The sequence below is a fragment of the Chryseobacterium sp. 27AL genome (genome assembly GCF_057815395.1).
The window spans coordinates 19,117-38,780 of the sequence record NZ_JBYRIW010000017.1 but is presented as its reverse complement, the minus strand read 5'-3'; the positions used below and the strand labels follow the sequence as shown (position 1 = coordinate 38,780).

15 protein-coding genes are annotated in these 19,664 nt (G+C 36.1%); 14 read left to right on the top strand and 1 reads right to left on the bottom strand.

All coding sequences use genetic code 11. The annotated features are described in order from the left end of the window. Window positions 1-16 precede the first annotated feature (16 nt). The 12 genes from AC3WV0_RS16705 (at window position 17) to AC3WV0_RS16650 (ending at window position 14,852) form a co-directional block, all read left to right on the top strand. Window positions 17-1,405 (top strand): glucoamylase family protein, encoded by a 1,389-nt coding sequence (locus tag AC3WV0_RS16705; RefSeq protein WP_488847201.1) that lies wholly within the window; start codon window positions 17-19, stop codon window positions 1,403-1,405. Between the two features lie 170 nt (window positions 1,406-1,575). After that, complete coding sequence (locus AC3WV0_RS16700) at window positions 1,576-2,283, top strand: carboxylesterase family protein (RefSeq protein WP_488847200.1); 708 nt, start codon at window positions 1,576-1,578, stop codon at window positions 2,281-2,283. Window positions 2,284-2,435: 152 nt separating this feature from the next. Beyond that, window positions 2,436-4,763 carry a beta-glucosidase BglX gene (gene bglX, locus AC3WV0_RS16695; RefSeq protein ID WP_488847199.1) on the top strand — a complete coding sequence of 776 codons (2,328 nt, stop codon included), beginning with the start codon at window positions 2,436-2,438 and terminating at the stop codon, window positions 4,761-4,763. Window positions 4,764-4,843: 80 nt separating this feature from the next. Further along, the gene (locus AC3WV0_RS16690) at window positions 4,844-5,257 is read left to right on the top strand and encodes a hypothetical protein (protein WP_488847198.1); all 414 of its coding nucleotides are present in this window, start codon (window positions 4,844-4,846) and stop codon (window positions 5,255-5,257) included. Window positions 5,258-5,391: 134 nt separating this feature from the next. Beyond that, a complete protein-coding gene (gene purB / locus AC3WV0_RS16685; RefSeq protein WP_090001439.1) occupies window positions 5,392-6,819 on the top strand; it encodes an adenylosuccinate lyase in 1,428 nt (475 codons plus the stop codon). A gap of 38 nt (window positions 6,820-6,857) precedes the next feature. After that, entirely contained in the window at window positions 6,858-7,886 is a 1,029-nt protein-coding gene (locus tag AC3WV0_RS16680) for a hypothetical protein (protein WP_488847197.1), read from the top strand. Window positions 7,887-7,905: 19 nt separating this feature from the next. Next, on the top strand, window positions 7,906-8,868 hold the full coding sequence (locus tag AC3WV0_RS16675) for a WG repeat-containing protein (protein WP_488847196.1): 963 nt from the start codon (window positions 7,906-7,908) through the stop codon (window positions 8,866-8,868). Window positions 8,869-8,986: 118 nt separating this feature from the next. Then, complete coding sequence (locus AC3WV0_RS16670; protein ID WP_488847243.1) at window positions 8,987-9,460, top strand: transposase; 474 nt, start codon at window positions 8,987-8,989, stop codon at window positions 9,458-9,460. A 272-nt stretch (window positions 9,461-9,732) separates the two neighbouring features. Further along, a complete protein-coding gene (locus AC3WV0_RS16665; RefSeq protein WP_488847195.1) occupies window positions 9,733-13,437 on the top strand; it encodes a phosphoribosylformylglycinamidine synthase in 3,705 nt (1,234 codons plus the stop codon). Next, window positions 13,415-13,810 carry a barstar family protein gene (locus AC3WV0_RS16660; protein WP_488847194.1) on the top strand — a complete coding sequence of 132 codons (396 nt, stop codon included), beginning with the start codon at window positions 13,415-13,417 and terminating at the stop codon, window positions 13,808-13,810. The genes AC3WV0_RS16665 and AC3WV0_RS16660 overlap by 23 nt, the downstream gene beginning before the upstream one ends. A gap of 145 nt (window positions 13,811-13,955) precedes the next feature. Next, the gene (locus tag AC3WV0_RS16655; protein ID WP_488847193.1) at window positions 13,956-14,291 is read left to right on the top strand and encodes a gamma-glutamylcyclotransferase family protein; all 336 of its coding nucleotides are present in this window, start codon (window positions 13,956-13,958) and stop codon (window positions 14,289-14,291) included. Window positions 14,292-14,393: 102 nt separating this feature from the next. After that, complete coding sequence (locus AC3WV0_RS16650) at window positions 14,394-14,852, top strand: GyrI-like domain-containing protein (protein ID WP_488847192.1); 459 nt, start codon at window positions 14,394-14,396, stop codon at window positions 14,850-14,852. Window positions 14,853-14,877: 25 nt separating this feature from the next. Here AC3WV0_RS16650 and AC3WV0_RS16645 read toward each other — a convergent pair whose 3' ends face one another. Next, on the bottom strand, window positions 14,878-15,234 hold the full coding sequence (locus tag AC3WV0_RS16645) for a diacylglycerol kinase family protein (RefSeq protein ID WP_488847191.1): 357 nt from the start codon (window positions 15,232-15,234) through the stop codon (window positions 14,878-14,880). Window positions 15,235-15,435: 201 nt separating this feature from the next. On the opposite strand from AC3WV0_RS16645, the gene dnaN reads away from it, so the two are divergent. Both dnaN and pheT read left to right on the top strand, forming a co-directional pair. After that, window positions 15,436-16,566 carry a DNA polymerase III subunit beta gene (dnaN, locus tag AC3WV0_RS16640; protein WP_090001456.1) on the top strand — a complete coding sequence of 377 codons (1,131 nt, stop codon included), beginning with the start codon at window positions 15,436-15,438 and terminating at the stop codon, window positions 16,564-16,566. A 585-nt stretch (window positions 16,567-17,151) separates the two neighbouring features. Further along, window positions 17,152-19,554, top strand: a complete 2,403-nt coding sequence (pheT, locus tag AC3WV0_RS16635) for a phenylalanine--tRNA ligase subunit beta (protein WP_488847190.1) — start codon at window positions 17,152-17,154, stop codon at window positions 19,552-19,554. Window positions 19,555-19,664 lie beyond the last annotated feature (110 nt).

Sequence of the window (19,664 nt, the reverse complement as noted above, 5' to 3'; positions counted from 1 at the left end):
TATAAAAAATATTAATATGAAGAGGATTATAATGTCAGTCACTTTAATATCATTACTCACGGTTTCCTGCAAAAATTCGCAGGCTTCAAAACAAGAAGCAGTGAAATCGCAAACAGTTAAAAATGATATTACTGATCAACAATTAATGGACAAAGTCCAGAAAGATGCCCTGAAATACTTCTGGGATTATGCCGAACCGAATTCTTTGCTTGGAAGAGAACGCTACCATGAAGATAATATTTATCCGGATAATGATAAACATGTCGTTACAACAGGCGGTTCCGGATTTGGGCTTGCAACTGTTCTGGTAGGAGTTGAAAGAGGTTTTGTACCAAGAAAAGAGGCGGTGAAACGGTTAACAACTATGATGGATTTTCTCGCAAAGGCCGATCGTCATAAAGGTGCCTGGTCACACTGGATCAATGGTGAAACCGGTAAAACAGTACCTTTCGGGAAAAAAGACAACGGAGGAGATTTGGTGGAAACGGCATTTTTGACTTCGGGTATATTAATGGTCCGGGAATATTTTAAAGACGGAAATGCAGAAGAAAAAGCGTTGGCCAAAAAATGTGACGAACTTTGGAAAGGCATTCAATGGAATTGGTACACAAAAGGCGGTGAAAAAGTATTGTACTGGCACTGGTCACCGGATTACCAATGGGAAATGAATTTTCCGCTGGAAGGATACAACGAATGTCTGATAACGTATATTTTAGCGGCATCCTCACCAACTTATCCCATCGATGCTGAAACGTATTATAAAGGCTGGACAAGAAATGGTACCTATCTTTCTGATAAAACAAAATACGGACTTCCTTTATACGTTAAACACAACGGAGCTGAAGAATACGGAGGCCCACTATTCTGGGCGCATTATTCATACATCGGTCTCGATCCTACAAATCTTTCAGATAAATTAATCAAGAATTATTTCGATTTAAATAAAAATCAGGTTCTTATTGATTATAAATACTGTGTTGAAAATCCTAAGCAATGGGCAGGTTATGGACCAAATTATTGGGGTTTAACAGCCAGTTATTCAAGAAATAGCGATGGAAGTGTTGGATATGATGCTCATTTTCCACAAAATGACAGAGGAGTAATTACCCCTACGGCAGCATTGAGCAGCTTTCCATACACCCCTAAGGAATCTATGGATTTTTTACGCTTTTTATACACACAGAAGCCTGAATTTATAGGGTCCGCAGGACCTTATGATGCCAATTCGATTCAGTACGACAACTGGACAACCCCAAGATATCTTGCGATCGATCAGGGAACCATTGCCCCGATGATCGAAAATTATCGAACCGGATTTTTATGGAAGCTTTTTATGAACGCTCCGGAAATTCAGCAGGGATTGAAAAAACTGAGCTTTAAATCTGAAAAGTACGGCATCCGGTAATTTTCAGGAGCTTGATCCTGCTGTTCACTGTATCTTTTTTTGCCGGGCTTTTCCCTACCAAAAAAAGGATGCCGTTCCCATCAGGGCTAGGAGGACAACCTGAATAGAAATAACATACCGAATTTAAATATCAATTCATCAAAACGGCTTTACTAAAACTTAAAAGTAAAATGAAATTAAAACTAAAGCTAAAGCATTTACTACTTATTTTCTTACCTTTTTCAGTAAGCTTACATGCACAGGAAATAAAATCGGAATTAAATAAAGAAATTAAAAGGCAGGAAAAAATTTCCTATATTCTCGATTATCCCCAAAATGCCAAAGGAAATGTTCCGTTGATCGTTTTTCTCCACGGATCCGGGGAAAGAGGCAATAACCTGGAAATGGTTAAGGCACACAGTCCGTTCACTTATAAAAATTTAATAAAAGAACCTGTTGCAATTTTAGCTCCGCAATGTCCTGAAAATATGTGGTGGGATACGGTAACGGTCTATGCTTTGATCAAAGAAATTCAGGCAAAATATAAAATTGATCCTTCAAGAATTTATCTTACAGGACTTTCGATGGGAGGATGGGGAACCTTGAAGCTGGCGATGGAACATCCTGAGATGTTTGCAGCAGTGGTTTCTGTATGTGCTCCTACCGATAGGGTAATGTATGCCAATATTCATCAGTACAAAAATCTGAATATGAAAATCTTCCATGGCGGAATGGATGATGTGGTTTTACCGGAAAATGCATTTAATTTTTACCAAAAATTACATCCTGTGAACCCTTCAGCAGAACTGAAAATTTTCCCGAATGACAATCACAATTCCTGGGATTCAACCTATTCTGATCCTAAATTATATGAATGGATGCTGTCAAAAGGGAAATAATTAAACAAAATTTAATAATAATCATTTATAATGTTGACGATCTTTGCCAAATATACAATGTCGAAAAATGACAATTGTTATTAAAAAGTTTGTTGTTTGTATTTAAATAATTATTATTACAAAAGAACTATATAATTAAAGAAGATAGATTTATGAAAAAGTTAATTGTAATGGCCACTTTAGCACTGGCGCCTGTGTTTTCGGCGCAGGAAATGGTATCAAAGCCCGTTCAATCCTATCAGACGGCCCAGTATCAGGCTAAAAAGAAAGCATTCGTAGACAATCTTTTGTCGAAAATGACATTGGATGAGAAAATCGGACAGCTGAATTTGCCAAGTTCTGGCGATTTTACTACCGGTTTGGCTAAAAGCTCAGACATTGGAAAAAAAGTAGAACAAGGATTAGTAGGTGGGCTATTCAATATAAAAGGTGCTGATAAAATCAAAGCTGTTCAGAAAGTAGCCGTTGAAAACAGCCGACTTAAAATTCCGTTGATTTTCGGGATGGATGTTATCCACGGATATGAAACAACCTTCCCTATTCCGTTAGGACTGGCTTCATCCTGGGATATGAGTCTTGTTCAGCAATCGGCGCGTGTAGCGGCAAAGGAGGCCTCAGCAGACGGAATCAACTGGACATTCTCGCCGATGGTTGATATTTCACGTGAACCAAGGTGGGGTAGAGTTTCCGAAGGTTCCGGAGAAGATCCGTATCTTGGAAGTGAAATTGCTAAAAACATGGTCTACGGATATCAGGGTAAAGATCTTTCGGCAGGAAATACCATTTTGGCTTGTGTTAAACACTTCGCATTATACGGTGCTGGTGAAGCGGGAAGGGATTACAATACTGTTGATATGAGTCATATCCGAATGTTTAACGAATATTTCCCTCCTTATAAAGCTGCTGTTGACGCAGGAGTTGCTTCTGTAATGGCTTCCTTCAATGAAGTGGATGGAGTTCCGGCTACAGGAAACAGATGGCTTCAGACAGAAGTATTGAGAAACCAATGGAAATTCAAGGGATTTGTAGTGACCGATTATACGGGAATCAATGAAATGGTAGATCACGGTATGGGTGATCTTCAGCAGGTTTCTGCGCTGGCTTTAAAAGCCGGAGTGGATATGGATATGGTGGGTGAAGGCTTTTTAACGACACTTAAAAAATCTTTATCTGAGGGAAAAGTGACCCAGGCTGAAATCGATATGGCAGCAAGAAGAATCCTTGAAGCAAAATATGACCTCGGGTTATTCGATAATCCTTACAAACATGGGGATGCAAAACTAGCGGCAAAAGAAGTTTTCAGTCAGGAAAACAGAAATATTGCCAGAAATATTGCTGCTCAATCTATGGTTTTATTGAAAAATGAAAATCAGATCCTTCCTTTAAAAGCTTCCGGAACAGTAGCTGTAATCGGGCCATTGGTAAATAATTCCATCAATATGACCGGAACATGGAGTGTAGCCGCACAGCATGCAAAATCTGTTAATTTAGTGCAGGGGCTTGAAGCTAATTACGGTAAAAATGTGAAATTCATCTCCGCAAAAGGCGCTAATATTGATTATGATGCAAAACTGGAAGAAATTTATGCGGCTCACGGTAAGAAAACCGACAGAGACAATCGTTCAAAAGAAGCATTATTGAAAGAAGCTGTTGAGGTGGCTAGCAAAGCAGATGTTATCGTTCTTGCCATCGGAGAATCTGCAGAAATGAGCGGTGAATCTTCTTCAAGAACAGAAATTACCATCCCTCAGTCTCAGGTAGATTTATTAAACGAATTGAAAAAAACAGGAAAACCCATAGCGATGGTACTTTTCACAGGTCGTCCTTTGGCACTTACCAATGTTAAAGACACTCCTGATGCTATTCTGAATGCATGGTTCCCAGGTTCAGAAGCAGGAAATGCAATCGCAGATGTTCTTTTCGGAAAAGTGAATCCTTCCGGAAAATTACCGATGACATTCCCGAGAAGCTTAGGACAGGTGCCTATCTATTATAATGAGAAAAACACAGGAAGACCTTTGGATCAAAAGCTTGTTGATAAATGTGAATACCAGAGATTTCGTTCAAATTATATGGATGAGTGTAATACACCGCTTTATCCGTTTGGATATGGGTTGAGCTACACTAAATTCAACTACTCTGACGTTACGGTTTCTAATGCAAACCCTAAAGGAAACCAGACTGTTCAGGCTTCTGTAACGGTTACGAATTCCGGAAATTACGATGGGGCAGAAGTGGTTCAGCTTTATATCAGGGATCTGGTAGGAACCATTACAAGACCTGTAAAAGAATTGAAAGGCTTCCAAAAAGTAATGCTGAAAAAAGGAGAATCTAAAAAGGTTACTTTCAATATTACTCCTGAAGATCTTAAGTTCTATAACGGAGATCTGAAATATGATTGGGAACCGGGAGAATTTGATATCATGATCGGAACAAGTTCCGCAGACGTGAAACATTCAAAGATTAACTGGACAAAATAAATTTTAAGTCACTCAAATTGAGTGACTTTTTTGTATATTAGAGTAAGATTAAACCACCAGAAAACTTTAAATAAAAACATATGAAAAAAACAATCTTATTTAGTTTAATGTTTCTAAGTTCCTTGATGCTGTGTCAAAAAAAGACGCCGGTTGTAGGGAATGACAGAGATGTTCATGGATGTATAGGCTCTGCGGGTTATACGTATTCCCAGATAAAGAACGAATGTGTACGCGTTTTTGAACAAAAAATCAAGCTTAAAGAAGTGGATGGCGATAAAAGCTATTCCACCATGACAGCGGTTATTTTCAGCAAAAACATGAAAAAGGCAGAAATATTTATTCCGGATGGCGCCGCAAAAAGCATTATTCTTGAAAGACATGGCAAAAGCAGAATCTGGAAAAGTGGAAAGGCAATAAAAGATAGTTATGTATTGGTTCCTTATAAGAAAAAGGGTTATCAGATTAAGAAAAACGACGTAGTAATTTATCAATAATGAACAGAAAGCCATTCTAAGGAGTGGCTTTTATCATTTTATTAGATATTTTTATAACACTATTCAGTCTCGAAACGATTTTCAACTCTCACAGAAAAACCCTATTTTTGCATAGCTAAAAAGTAAAAGAAAGAATGAATTCCTACAAAAATCCATTGGAAGAACGCTATTCAAGCGAAGAAATGTTGTTTAACTTCTCTCACAACAATAAATTCCAGAACTGGAGAAAGCTTTGGATTGCCCTTGCTGAAATCGAAAAAGACCTTGGTCTTGAAATCACAGATGAGCAAATTGCAGAATTGAAAGCCAACGCTGAAAATATCGATTATGATAAAGCAGCTGAATATGAGAAAAAATTCAGACATGATGTAATGGCTCACGTTCACGCTTACGGTGATGTGGCTCCTTCTGCAAAAGGAATTATTCACTTGGGAGCAACTTCGGCGTTTGTAGGTGATAATACAGACTTAATTCAGATTCGTGACGGACTTTTAATTTTAAAGAAGAAGTTGGTTAACGTAATGAAAAATTTAGCAGATTTTGCTATTCAATATAAAGATTTACCAACGTTAGGATTTACTCATTTTCAACCGGCCCAATTAACAACTGTTGGGAAAAGAGCAACTCTTTGGTTACAAAGTTTAGTTCTCGACATCGAAGAACTTGATTTTTTCCTGGAAACTTTGAGATTCCGTGGAGTAAAAGGAACTACGGGAACTGCAGCAAGTTTCCTTGAGCTTTTTAACGGAGATTACTCTAAAGTGAAGCATTTAGATAAAGAATTGTCAAAGAGATTCGGTTTCGAAAAGGTTTTCGGAGTTTCCGGGCAGACTTATGACAGAAAAATCGATGCTAAAGTGGTTGCTTTATTAGGAAATATTGCGCAATCAGCACATAAATTCACCAACGATTTACGTTTACTTCAAAATCTTAAAGAAATTGAAGAACCATTCGAGAAGAACCAGATCGGTTCATCGGCAATGGCTTACAAACGTAATCCGATGAGAAGCGAAAGAATCGGAGCATTGGCAAAATATGTGATGTCTTTGACAACAAGTTCTGCAATGGTAGCTTCAACACAATGGTTTGAAAGAACACTGGATGATTCTGCTAACAAGAGACTGACTATTCCTCAGGCATTTTTAGCTGTGGACGCGATTCTATTAATTTGGAACAACATCATGAACGGAATCGTAGTGTATCCGAACAGAATTAACAAACATATTATGGATGAGCTTCCATTCATGGCGACAGAATATATCATCATGGAAGAAGTGAAGGCAGGCGGTGACCGTCAGGAAATTCACGAGGTGATCAGAGTTCATTCCATGGAAGCTTCTAAGCAGGTAAAAGTAGAAGGAAAAGAAAACGACCTTATCGAAAGAATCCTGAACGACCATTCATTAAAGCTGGATAAGTCGAAATTAAAAGAAGTCCTGGATCCTAAAAACTTTATCGGGTTTGCTCCGATCCAGACGGAAGAATTTATAAAGAATGAAGTACAGCCAATCATCGATCAGAACAAAGATCTTATCGGACTGGAGGCTGACCTTAAAGTATAATTAATGTATGCAGTCTTTTTGGCTGCATATTTTTTTGAATGAGTATGAAGATTTTTACATTTTTTATTTTGCTGCTATTTCCTGTGATGATTTTTTCGCAGGATTTAAAACCGAATAAAAAAATAAAATCAACAACAGATTTTCAACATACTATTTCCGGAATTTCGGCTCCGTTAAGTGTAGAGAACTTTTTCAGAACCGAATTATCCACAAATTCTAAAAATGACAGCGTATTTGCAGCGGAATACGAAGATAAAAACCATGACATGTCATTTAAATTTAAAATTCTTCCTGCATTTGTTGATGAAGAAAGACTCCTAAGACATTACTATAGGGATTTGCAGGAAAGAAAATATTCACCTAAGGAAAATAAAAAAATAAATAAGACGGTATCGATCAAAGAAGGAAAATTTAAGCTTCATGGTATCAGTTGTTATTTTAGTCATCTTGACCGATTGATTAATCTACGGGTATATGATGCCGGATTCTGGGTTTTTATTTCAGAGGTCAGCCAAAAAGGGAATGATACATTAGCTCTGGATAAAGTTCAGGACCAATTTTTGGCTAAAATACAGCCGGCAAAAATAGTTGAGAAAAATCCAATAACTAGGTATGCCAATATTCTCTATGCACCTGTTGCTGCTCAGAATAAATCATTGTTGAGAATTACAATGAGTAGTGCAACGAATAAGATGAAGTGGATCTATGAAAATATTGATAAATATGAAAGGGCAGCAGGAATACCCGGTGTTCTTTTAGATTTTCAAATCGCTGGAATTAATGGTTTTATCGATTATAAAACCGAGAAAAATCAGAATTCAATAGAAGGGAATGATCCCGCAATGAGACTGATTTCTTTTTTTACAAAACTTAGAAATGATGGTTTTGTAGACGAATATTTAATGGAGCAATATCATTATTTGTTAACTCCTCCAGAAAATCATCAATTTGATTACATAGGATATCAAAAATGGAAATTAGAGAATTCGATTGATTATGATACTTCTAAAAAGTTATATGTTATTGTAAATGTACGTAAGAAAGCCGATCTTAGCAAGGACGAATAAATCATTTTTAAAAAATCAAATGAAGAAAATACTTTTAGCCATTTTACTAATGCCTATGCTTTCTTTTTCCCAGAAAAAGGATGTTCTGAAGTATTTTAAAACGAAAGATTCTTTGGTTGGTGTTAAAAATGAAGACGGTACAATCATCGTTCCGGCACAGTTTAAAATTTTTTCTGATCTGAAAGATGGAGAATTGGTAAAAGGGGAAACTATTTATTTTGACGGACCAAAACAAGACGAGAAACCGGAAAAAAATGCGTGGGGATATGTTTATGACAGAAATGGAAACTTTCTCTACAGACCTTTCTTTTACGACAACGGAGCAGATTATTTCTCAGAAGGAGTAAGGAGGTTTGTTAAAAACGGGAAAGTTGGCTTTGCAGACAGAAACGGGACGGTTATTATCAAGCCTAAATATGATTTTGTATCGTCGTTTAATTATGGATATGCTGCCTACTGCGACGGCTGTGATTGGGAGAAGACACAAGAAGAGCATAAGGCCATAGTCGGTGGAACATGGGGTGTTATGAATTTCAAAGGAGAAACTGTTCAGCCTGTTGAGAAATCGGCTAAGACGGTTGAATCAAATGGGAAATATTATCCGTATCCTTTTTCTTATAATGAAAAGGAAAAGAACATTCTCAAATTTTTTGAGAAGCAAAATAAAATGCTTTCCGAAATATATTACGTCAACCATTACAGTAAATTACCTGCTGATGAAAAGAAACTTTTCTTTGAAATTGTAGAGCGGCCAAAAGAAAACTTTCCGTTTTATCAGGTGAATACTTATGATTACAGAAAGCTGGACGCAGGATTGATGTATGATTTCAAATTCTTAATTTCAGAAAATGGCAAAAATATTTTTGCACTAGATGATGATAATGAAAAGATTCCTTTTGAAAAATGGCTGAAGAACGAGAGAAAACAGGCCGAAAAATTTCAGAAAGAACATCCGGATCATCCGAATAAATTAAGTAAATAAGAAATAGCGAAGATATTAATATTTTATTCCGTAGCAATGAAATCTGTGTAGAAATAACATTAAACAATACATGCATTCCGTAGGAATGCTATCTTTGCAAAAATGATGAAAATAAAATATACCGAACACCTATACACAGATTTATATTCAGGTTGTTTTTGCTACAAAAGGAAGGAGCATTAAAATTAAATCTGAAGTAAGAGCTGAAATTGAAAAATATATTTGTGGAATATTTAACAATAAGAAACAAAAGGTATTAGCGATTTATGCAAATCCTGATCATCTTCATATTTTCTTTAGTTATAAGAATTTGCAGATAACGATTCCGGAATTAATTAAAACGGTTAAAATTGAATCAACAAATTATATTAATGAAAAGAAGTTGTGTTTTGGTAAATTTTCCTGGCAAGAAGGGTACGGAGCTTTTTCTTATGCAAAAAGTCAGAAAGACAAGGTTGTTAATTATGTGCTAAACCAGGAAAAACATCATTCAAAAAAGAGCTTCAGAGAAGAATATATTGAAATGTTGAATGTTTTTGAAATCGAATTTAAGAATGAATATTTGTTTGAATTCTATGATGACGAAAAATAATTTCTGATTACAGTATTATTTTTTCGAAATCAATGAGAAGAAATAGCAGTCCTACGGACTGCCACTTTAATCCGAGCAGGCTCTTTCTACACAGCTATGATTCCTACGGAATCACCATTAGAAAAATAACATTCCGGAGGAATGACATCTGTGTAGAAATATGATGTAAATACAATATGCATTCCGTAGGAATGCTATCTTTGCAATGAGAAAATATGGCATTTGCCAAATAAGTTTTAAATAAAAATAAATCTAATAAAATCTGACATCTAATGTCTCAAAACAAAAGAATTTTCGTAGAAAAAAGAGGAATTTTCGATGTTGAAAGTCCAAAAATTTTTGATGAATTAAAAGCGGTTGCTCCGTCTGTCCAAAGTGTAAAGGTTTATAACGTTTACGATATTTTTGGCTTAAATGAAGGTGAGTTCGAAAAAGTGGTAAACAGCACTTTCGTAGACCCTGTTACTGATATTTTACATACAGAAAATCCTGCAAAAGAAATATTTTTTGCAATGGAATTCCTGCCAGGTCAGTACGATCAACGTGCGGATTCTGCTCAACAATGTATCGCTTTATTAACTGGAAATGAGAAGTCTAAAGTAAGAAGCGGTAAACTTATTGAATTTGAAGGCGTTTCAGAGTCAGATTTGACAAAAATCAAGGATCTTCTTATTAATAAAGTTGAATCTCAGGAAAAAGACTTATCTATTTTGGATATTCCTGCAGAAGAAACACCGTCAAAAGTGATTGTTCACGAAAATTTCATCAATTTTGATGATGCTCAGCTCGAGGAATTCTTTAATAATCACGGTTTTGCATTAGGGTTGGATGATTTGAAATTCATTCAGGAATACTTTAAATCTGAACAAAGAAATCCTACAGAAACTGAACTTAAGGTTTTAGACACCTATTGGAGTGACCACTGTCGTCACACAACATTTGAAACAGAATTGTCAAATATTGAATTTGAAGGACAGTTTAAACATACATTGGAAACCATTTTCAATGACTATATTGAAAAAAGAAAATTCTTAGGACGTGAATTAAAGCCAATTTCTTTAATGGATTTGGCAACAGTTTGCGGCAGATATTTCCATAAAACCGGCAATTTAGAGAACTTGGTGGTTTCAGACGAGATTAACGCTTGTACCATCCAAATCGAAGCGGAATACGACGGTAAAAAAGAACCTTGGTATTTATTATTCAAAAATGAAACACACAATCACCCAACAGAAATAGAGCCTTTTGGTGGGGCTTCAACCTGTTTAGGAGGAGCAATCAGAGATCCTTTGTCCGGGCGTTCTTTCGTTTTCCAGGCGATGAGATTAACGGGAGCTGCCGATGTGTTGGAGCCGGTTGATAAAACGTTACCGGGAAAACTGCCTCAGAAAACGATCACAAAACAGGCAGCGAACGGATATTCTTCTTATGGTAACCAAATCGGTCTGGCGACTACTATGGTTTCCGAAATCTATGACGAAGGTTACAAGGCAAAGAGAATGGAAGTTGGTTTCGTTGCCGGAGCAGTTCCTGTGGATTGGGTAAGACGTGAAAAGCCTGAAGCTGGCGATTCTATCATTATTTTAGGAGGTGCAACAGGTCGTGACGGAGTTGGTGGAGCGAGCGGAAGTTCGAAAGAACAGGACGAAACTTCGATCCACACGATGAGTTCTGAAGTTCAGAAAGGAAATGCTGTTGAAGAACGTAAAATCCAAAGATTATTCAGAAATCCTGAAGTAACGAGATTGATCAAAAAATCAAACGACTTCGGAGCTGGAGGCGTTTCTGTAGCAATTGGTGAAATCGCTGATTCACTGGAAGTTAATCTGGATGTTTTACCTTTAAAATATGAAGGTCTGAACGGAACCGAGCTTGCTATTTCTGAATCTCAGGAAAGAATGGCGGTTGTGGTTGAACCAAAAGATAAAGAAAAATTCATCAAGTTCTGTGAGGCTGAAAACATTGTGGCTGTTGAGGTTGCAAAAGTGACAGATTCAGGAAGAATGCAGATGTTCTGGAAAGGCGATAAAATTGTTGACCTTTCAAGAGCATTTTTAGATACGAACGGCTGTTCAAAAAGTCAGGAAGTTAAAATTACCCACCTTAATGAAGTAAAAGAAAAAACTCCTGCATTTAACGAAGAGAATTTCCTGAAAATATTAGGCGATAAAAATGTAGCTTCTCAAAAAGGGTTGCTTGAGATGTTCGATTCATCGATTGGTGCGACTACGGTGGCGATGCCTTTAGGTGGAAAATATCAGCAGACTTTGATGGAAGGAAGTGTTCAGACATTGCCGATTATCGGAGCAAAAGATATTGAAACGGTTTCTTTGGCGAGTTGGGGGTTTGATGCAGAGATTTCTAAGCAGAATTCTCTGTTGGGAGCTTCTTACGCAGTGGTAGAAAGTGTTGCGAAGATCGTTGCAATGGGTGGTGATTACAAAAATATCAGATTCAGTTTCCAGGAATATTTTGAGAAATTAGGCCAGAATCCTGAAAAATGGGGTAAGCCTTTGGCTTCGCTTTTAGGAGCTTACGATGCCCAGATCAACTTTGGTTTGGCTGCGATCGGAGGTAAAGATTCAATGAGTGGGACGTATCAGGATCTGAATGTTCCGCCAACATTGATTTCTTTCGCTTGTGCAAACGGAGAAAAGAAAAATATTATCTCTCCGGAATTTAAACAAGCAGGAAACAAAGTGTATTTTTTCAATCATATCGCTCAGGAAAACGGACTTCCGAATTATGATGCTTTAAAAGATATTTATGAATTGATTTTCGAGAATATCCAAGCAAGAAAAATCGTTTCAGTAAAAACAGTGAAAGAAGGCGGTGTTGCGGTTGCCTTGGCCAAAATGAGCTTTGGAAACAGATTAGGTGCTGACATTTCGACTCCGCTCAATGTAACAGATTCTTTATTAGCTAAAAATATTGGTAGCTTAATCATTGAATCTAAAGAGGAATTAAGCTCTGTAAATCTTCAGTTAATCGGAGAAGTTAAAGATTCAAATGTTATTAAAATTAATGATGCTGAATTCGCGATTGAGAAATTGTTAGCGGCAAATACGAATACATTCGAGAATCTTTTCCCAACGGTTGAAAAAGAAAAATTAACGGTTGAAATCGATGAAACATTAAACTCGATCAACCCAAGAAATATCATCATTAAAAAGCACGGAATTGCCCAGCCAAAAGTATTTGCGCCGGTTTTCCCGGGAACAAACTGTGAGTATGATACGCTGAACGCTTTTGCAAAAGAAGGTGCTGTTATCAGCAGTTTACCTTTAATCAATATCAATCACCAGTTATTGGACGAAAGTATTGATGCGTGGGTTGAAGAAATCAAAACTTCTCAGATTTTAGCTTTCTCAGGAGGTTTCTCTGCGGGTGACGAGCCGGACGGTTCTGCAAAATTCATTGTCAACGTTTTGAAAAACGAAAAGATGAGAAATGCGGTTCACGAATTGCTGGACAGAGACGGAATGATCATCGGGATCTGTAACGGTTTCCAGGCGTTGGTAAAATCAGGATTGTTGCCGTACGGAAGAATCAAAGATTTAGATGAAAACTCTCCGACGTTGGCTCACAATGCCATCAGAAGACACATTTCGCAAATGGTCAACGTAAAAGTGGTGAACGACGAGTCTCCTTGGTTAAAAGGAATGAAAGACCAGATTTTCACCATTCCGATTTCTCACGGTGAAGGTCGTTTTATGGCTTCGGAAGGTGAAATTCAGAAGTTATACAAAAACGGACAAATTGCAACGCAATATTTAGATTTAGAAGGAAATATCGCTCACGGAATGCCGTTCAATCCAAATAATTCATTATTCGGAATTGAAGGAATCACGAGTCCGGACGGTAAAATCTTCGGTAGAATGGGACACCCGGAGCGTTTTGCCGAAGGCTTGATGAAAAACATTCCAACCGCGAATTATCACAATATCTTTAAAAATGGAGTGGAATACTTCAAATAACAATAAAAAGAAAGTGACTGTCATCAATGGCAGTCATTTTTCAAATCTGGAAGGTTTTTATGAAGAAGTTTCTCAGCTTTTTCTAAAAGATGAAGATTGGAAAGTCAGAACCTTGGATGGTTTTAATGATATTTTATATGGGTTTAAAGGTGAAATTATCTGGGAAAATTCGCAAAAGTCGAAAGAAGATTTAGGTTTTGATTTAACTAAAGAATTTTATGAAAATAAAATCAGGCAAGGAAAACCTTTTAATGTAAAATTAATTCAGCAGAAACTGGATGAACTGATTGACGGCACCGGCCAAACCTTGTTTGAAGTTTTAATTGAAATTATAGAATCACATAAAAATATTACATTAATTTTGAACCATTAATATTCATTAAATTCAGTTTAAGTTATTTTAAATTTATACTCTTAGTATTAGCATTGTCGTGCTGAGCCTGTCGAAGCATCTCAATAATTTTAACTTCTTAATTAAATATTACGATTCAAATTATTTATTTTAAAAACCATTTCTAATGCCCAATTTATTTTCCTATGGAACCCTGCAAAAAGAACAAGTGCAAATCGAAACTTTCGGACGAATTTTAATAGGGGAAAAAGATATTCTGACAGGTTACAAACTTAAAATGCTCGAAATTACGGATCCGGAAGTTTTACGGAAAAGCAATCAGAAATATCATCCGATTTTAGAATTCTCAGGAAATACCGAAGACGAAGTGAAAGGAGTCTTATTTGAAGTTACAGACGAAGAAATTCTGCAAGCGGATGAATATGAAGTGGATGATTATAAAAGAATAGAAGCTGTTTTCGAATCCGGGAAATCTGGATTTATATATGTTGTTAACAAATAACTATTGAATTAATAGGAAAAATTAAGAAAAGAAAATTTTCATTTTACTGCTGACAACCTGTTGTCACCGGATGTTTTTATTTTTGTTCTAAAGAAAACAAAAATGGAAAATGTTATAATAGAACCTTTTAAAATTATCGGTATTTCGATAAGGACTACGAATGAAAACGGACAGCAAGGAAAAGATATTCCGTTATTATGGGAAAAACTGATAAGTGAAAATATTTTGAATAATATTCTGAATAAGATTGATGATACCATTTATTCAGTATATACGGATTATGAAAAAGATCATACAAAGCCTTACACAACAATTCTTGGCTGTAAAGTGGAAAATTTGAATTTTATTCCGGAAGGCATGGTTGGCTATTCCTTTGATGGTGGAAAATATGTGAAGTTTACCACAAAAGGAGATATTTCAAAAAATCTGGTTATTAATGAGTGGACAAAAATTTGGAACATGGAATTGGAAAGAGTTTTTACTGCTGATTTTGAAGTATATGGAGAAAAATCCCAAAATCCTTCCCATGCAGAAGTCGATATTTTAATTGCGGTGAAATAACCGTACAGTAGATAGTATTTGAAATTTAGCTAAAAACATATTTCCAATAAATTAAAATTCCTGCAATAACCGATACAATTGTTATTAGAAGAACCGCTCCGGCAGCAATATCTTTAATAAAACCAATTCTTGTATCAAATTCCGGCCGGATAATATCGCAGATTTTCTCAATGGCTGTATTAAAAATTTCAGCGGCTAAAACGCCAAAACAGACGATCATAATAAGAATAGCATCGATCGTTGTCACTTTCAAATAAAAAATCAGAAAAAGATTAATAAGCAAAGCCACCATTTCAATCTGAAAATTTCTTTCCCATTTTATCATCAGGAAAATACCACGGAAAGCATTGAAAAAACTTTTATGAACAGGTGGTTTTCGCATATTGAAAAGATATTCACAAATATAGGGATTTGCTCAAAGAAAATCCTTACCTTTAGTCGTTGTCATTTAGGCAGCTTTTATCTCGAAATGAAGAAGGAAAAACAGGGCTGAAATCTTTTGATGGTTGTTAGTAACTATCAGGATTATTCTTTTCCATCTGTTTTCTATTTATTATATTTGTAAAAATTTATTTTTAAATCTATGAAATTTATTATTTCAAGTGGTGAACTGCAGAAGGCTTTGCAAACTGTAAGTGGCGTAATATCAAGCTCTCAGTCGAGACCGATTTTAGAAAATTATCTTTTTGAATTAGACGGAACTCAGGTTACCATTACAGCATCCGATGGCGAGACAACTCTTGTTACTTCTCTTGAAGTAAAGTCTGATGATACCGGTAAGTTTGCCGTTCCTGCAAAGATTTTTCAGGATTTTATCAAGACGTATGGAGAACAGCCATTGACATTGGTTGTGAAAGATAATGCAGAAGGCACAGGAAGTCAGCTTGAGATTTTAGATGAAAAAGATAACTTTGCCGTGGCGCTTGACAATGCCGATGACTATCCTGAACTTCCTGAATTTGATGCTTCACAAAGTGTTACCATGTCTGCAGGAGTTTTGTCTGAGGCACTTACCAACACCCTTTTTGCGACAAGTAACGATTCACTTCGTCCTGTAATGACGGGTGTTTTATTCCAGTTTGGAGAAAATGAAACGAATTTCGTTTCTACAGATTCTCACAGGTTGGTTGTCTATAAAAGAAATGATCTGATGAATGCTGAGCCCATGGAATTCATCATGCCGAAAAAACCATTGAATATTTTCAAAAATATCCTGGCAAGCTCTAATGATGATGTTACCATCGACTTCAATGAGAATATGGCAAGGTTTACTTTCGGGAAACATACATGGATCTGTAGATTAATTGATGGAAAATATCCAAATTATACAGCGGTAATTCCGAAAGAAAATCCGAATGTATTGACGATCAATAGAAATCTACTTTTAGGGGCTATCAAAAGAGCTTCCATCATGTCAAACAAATCTACCAACCAGGTGCGATTCAAATTGTCTGCGAATATTCTTCACCTTCATGCTGAAGACACAGAATATGCAAACAAGGCAGATATGCAGATTCCTTGCGATTACAACGGTGAAGATATCAATATCGGATTCAGCTCTAAATTCCTAACTGAAATGCTGACAATTCTTGGTTCAGACGATATCACAATGAAAATGTCGCAGCCAAACAGACCAGGTATTATTGAGCCCCTTGATGGTCTTGAAGAAAATGAAAGTATCTTAATGTTATCAATGCCGGTGATCGGATTGTAATAGTAACATAAAATAAAATATAAAGAGGTTTTGGTTTCAGATCAAAGCCTCTTTTATTTTCTTAGGAGCTTTTTCCCGCTTTCCGCACTCGCTATTTTTATGATTTCGGCTGCGGCGGCGAAGCCGCCGCAGCCGAAATCATAAAAATGAGCTCAAACAAATGCTGCAATCGGGGCTATGAGACAGTCGCTTGATAAACATTAGGAAATTCAACGTCTATCCTTCTGAAAATATCTAGACATAGTTTAGAAAAAATTCTGGAAAGATTAGATGCTCATAATTGATAGCCTTAAATGTTTTTTTCAAATATTTATAAGCAATAAACTGATTAAATCTGTGAAATCAAAGAGAGAAAAAACAGATTCAATAAAAGTAAATTAAAAAATAAATCTACCAATTTTTAATATGAAAGATTAAAAAAGGTGGCAAAAAAAGCATACATTAAGCTCTTAAAGTCTGTTATAAATTTCTCTATTTCTCAAAAAAACACGACATTTGTAGACTTAAAATTTAACTAAATTTTTCAAACCAGATCAGATGAAACCATAGATTACATCTGACTTCAGAAAAAATAAAAATTATCAGATGAAAATATCAAACAATTGGCTGAAAGACTTTATCAAAACGGAATTGAAAACTGAAAGAATCGGTGAGTTCCTTACAGATATCGGTCTTGAAGTTGAAGGGATAGAAAAATTTGAAAGCATAAAAGGCAGCCTGGAAGGAATTGTTGTAGGTAAGGTTCTGACCTGCGAAAAACATCCGAATGCAGACAAACTGAAAAAAACAACAGTAGATGTTGGAAACGGAAAAATCCTGAATATCGTTTGCGGCGCTCCAAATGTAGAAGCTGGACAAACAGTTCCTGTAGCAGTAGTCGGTACAAAAATCTATGATAAAACCGGAAGCTTTTTTGAAATCAAAGAAGCTAAAATCAGGGGCGAAGTTTCCCAGGGAATGATCTGTGCAGAAGATGAGTTGGGTCTTAGTGATGATCATGGAGGAATCATGGTGCTGGATGAAGAAAAATTTGAAGTCGGAAAAAACTTCGCTGATTATTTTGAAATTGTCAATGACGAAGTGATAGAAATCGGTTTGACGCCGAACCGTACCGATGCCATGTCTCACTACGGAGTGGCAAGAGACTTACATGCCTATCTTTCTACAAACAAGCAAAAATCTGAATTTGAAAAAGTTTCTTCAGTTGCATTAAACAATGAAGGAACCAATGATTTTAAGCTGGTTGTGGAAGATGCTGAACTTTGTCCAAGATACATCGGAGCAGTAATCGAAAATGTGAAGGTAACAGATTCTCCGGCATGGCTGAAAGACAGACTGAAAGCTATCGGCCTAAGCCCGATCAACAATGTTGTGGATATTACCAATTATATTCTTCATGGTTTTGGTCAGCCGCTTCATGCTTTTGATGCTGATAAAATCACTGATAAAACCATTAAGGTGGGAACCGTAAAAGAAGGAACGAAATTCATAACATTAGATGGTGTGGAAAGAACGCTGAACGGTTCTGAAATCATGATTAAAGACGGAAAAGACAATCCAATGTGTATCGCCGGAGTTTTCGGTGGTGCCAATTCAGGGGTTTCTGCTGAAACTAAAACCATTTTCCTGGAAAGTGCTTATTTTAATCCTGTTGCGGTAAGAAAAGGCGCTAAATTCCACGGACTGAATACAGATGCGTCTTTCAGATTTGAAAGAGGTGTAGATCCTAATATTACCAGAACAGCCATTACTCATGCCATCAGATTAATTCAGGAATTGGCTGAAGGAAAGTTAGTAGGAGACCTTTTGGAAGAATATCCAAAGAAAATTGAAGACAATTATGTGATTATCAGATTTTCCAAAATCGAACAGATTTTAGGGACAAAAATTCACAGGGAGAAAGTGAAAGAAATTTTGAAGGCTTTGGATATTCAGGTTTTAAATGAAATTCAGAATGGCCTTGAGATTTCCGTTCCGGCTTACAGGGCAGACGTGACGAGAGAAATCGACGTAATTGAAGAGATTTTAAGAATTTACGGATACAATAAGATCGATGCTCCTCAGAAAATATCTTTTACTCCGGTGAAATTAAATGCAAAAGATCAGGATGAATTAGAAAACAGCTGGGCAAGAACATTACAAAGTCTTGGCTTCAATGAAGTAATGAATAATTCACTCACTGCCGTAAAAGATGAAACAGATGCTGTAAAACTATTAAACCCGCTGAGCAATGATCTTGCATTCATGAGAAAATCTTTGCTAGAGGGACTTTTACAGAATACAATCTATAATATCAACAGAAAAAACCAGGATATCAAATTCTTCGAATTCGGAAAAATTTATCATAAAAGAGAAAAATACGAAGAAAGAAAACAACTGGCCATCCTTATTTCCGGAAGGGAAGTGGCAGAAAACTGGCTTCAGCCGAAATCAGCAACGAACTTTTATTATTTGAAAGCTTATGTAAAAGTTTTATTGGAGAAACTTGCTATTGATTACAAAGAAGTTGCTTTGTCTGATGAAAGATTCTCTGATGCTCTGGCGTATGAGGTTAACAGCAAAACATTAGTAAGAATTGGAAAAGCAAGCGCCCGGATGCTAAAAGATTTTGATATTGATCAGGAATGTTTTTATGCAGAAATCGAGCTCGAATTTGCCCAAAATCTTCGTGTTGAAAATGATCTGAAATTTAAAGATATTCCTAAATTCAACAAAATCAGAAGAGATTTAGCTTTACTGATTGATAAAAATGTGAATTATGAAGATCTGTATCAGGCAGCTAAAAAGAATAAATCTCCATACATTAAAAATATCAATCTTTTTGATGTGTATGAAGGAAAAAATCTTCCTGAAGGTAAAAAATCTTATGCCATGAGTTTTGAACTTTTAAACGAAGAAAAAACGCTGGAAGAGAAAGAAATTGCAACTGTAATGGATTCTTTGGTTAAATCTTTCCAAAAAGAATTTAATGCAGAATTAAGAGGATAATTTATAAAATAAATACATTTATATAAAGCGGACTTTTGTCCGTTTTTTTATTGCTCTTTATTATGATATTTAATGAGTTCGAATAGATAAAAGTGTATATCAGCAAAGAA

What these genes read in the sequence shown, in the direction of transcription:
- AC3WV0_RS16705 (WP_488847201.1), top strand. Translation starts at nt 17, where the DNA reads ATGAAGAGGATTATAATGTCAGTCACTTTAATATCATTACTCACGGTT.
- AC3WV0_RS16700 (WP_488847200.1), top strand. Translation starts at nt 1,576, where the DNA reads ATGAAATTAAAACTAAAGCTAAAGCATTTACTACTTATTTTCTTACCT.
- bglX (WP_488847199.1), top strand. Translation starts at nt 2,436, where the DNA reads ATGAAAAAGTTAATTGTAATGGCCACTTTAGCACTGGCGCCTGTGTTT.
- AC3WV0_RS16690 (WP_488847198.1), top strand. Translation starts at nt 4,844, where the DNA reads ATGAAAAAAACAATCTTATTTAGTTTAATGTTTCTAAGTTCCTTGATG.
- purB (WP_090001439.1), top strand. Translation starts at nt 5,392, where the DNA reads ATGAATTCCTACAAAAATCCATTGGAAGAACGCTATTCAAGCGAAGAA.
- AC3WV0_RS16680 (WP_488847197.1), top strand. Translation starts at nt 6,858, where the DNA reads ATGAGTATGAAGATTTTTACATTTTTTATTTTGCTGCTATTTCCTGTG.
- AC3WV0_RS16675 (WP_488847196.1), top strand. Translation starts at nt 7,906, where the DNA reads ATGAAGAAAATACTTTTAGCCATTTTACTAATGCCTATGCTTTCTTTT.
- AC3WV0_RS16665 (WP_488847195.1), top strand. Translation starts at nt 9,733, where the DNA reads ATGTCTCAAAACAAAAGAATTTTCGTAGAAAAAAGAGGAATTTTCGAT.
- AC3WV0_RS16660 (WP_488847194.1), top strand. Translation starts at nt 13,415, where the DNA reads ATGGAGTGGAATACTTCAAATAACAATAAAAAGAAAGTGACTGTCATC.
- AC3WV0_RS16655 (WP_488847193.1), top strand. Translation starts at nt 13,956, where the DNA reads ATGCCCAATTTATTTTCCTATGGAACCCTGCAAAAAGAACAAGTGCAA.
- AC3WV0_RS16650 (WP_488847192.1), top strand. Translation starts at nt 14,394, where the DNA reads ATGGAAAATGTTATAATAGAACCTTTTAAAATTATCGGTATTTCGATA.
- AC3WV0_RS16645 (WP_488847191.1), bottom strand. Translation starts at nt 15,234, where the DNA reads ATGCGAAAACCACCTGTTCATAAAAGTTTTTTCAATGCTTTCCGTGGT.
- dnaN (WP_090001456.1), top strand. Translation starts at nt 15,436, where the DNA reads ATGAAATTTATTATTTCAAGTGGTGAACTGCAGAAGGCTTTGCAAACT.
- pheT (WP_488847190.1), top strand. Translation starts at nt 17,152, where the DNA reads ATGAAAATATCAAACAATTGGCTGAAAGACTTTATCAAAACGGAATTG.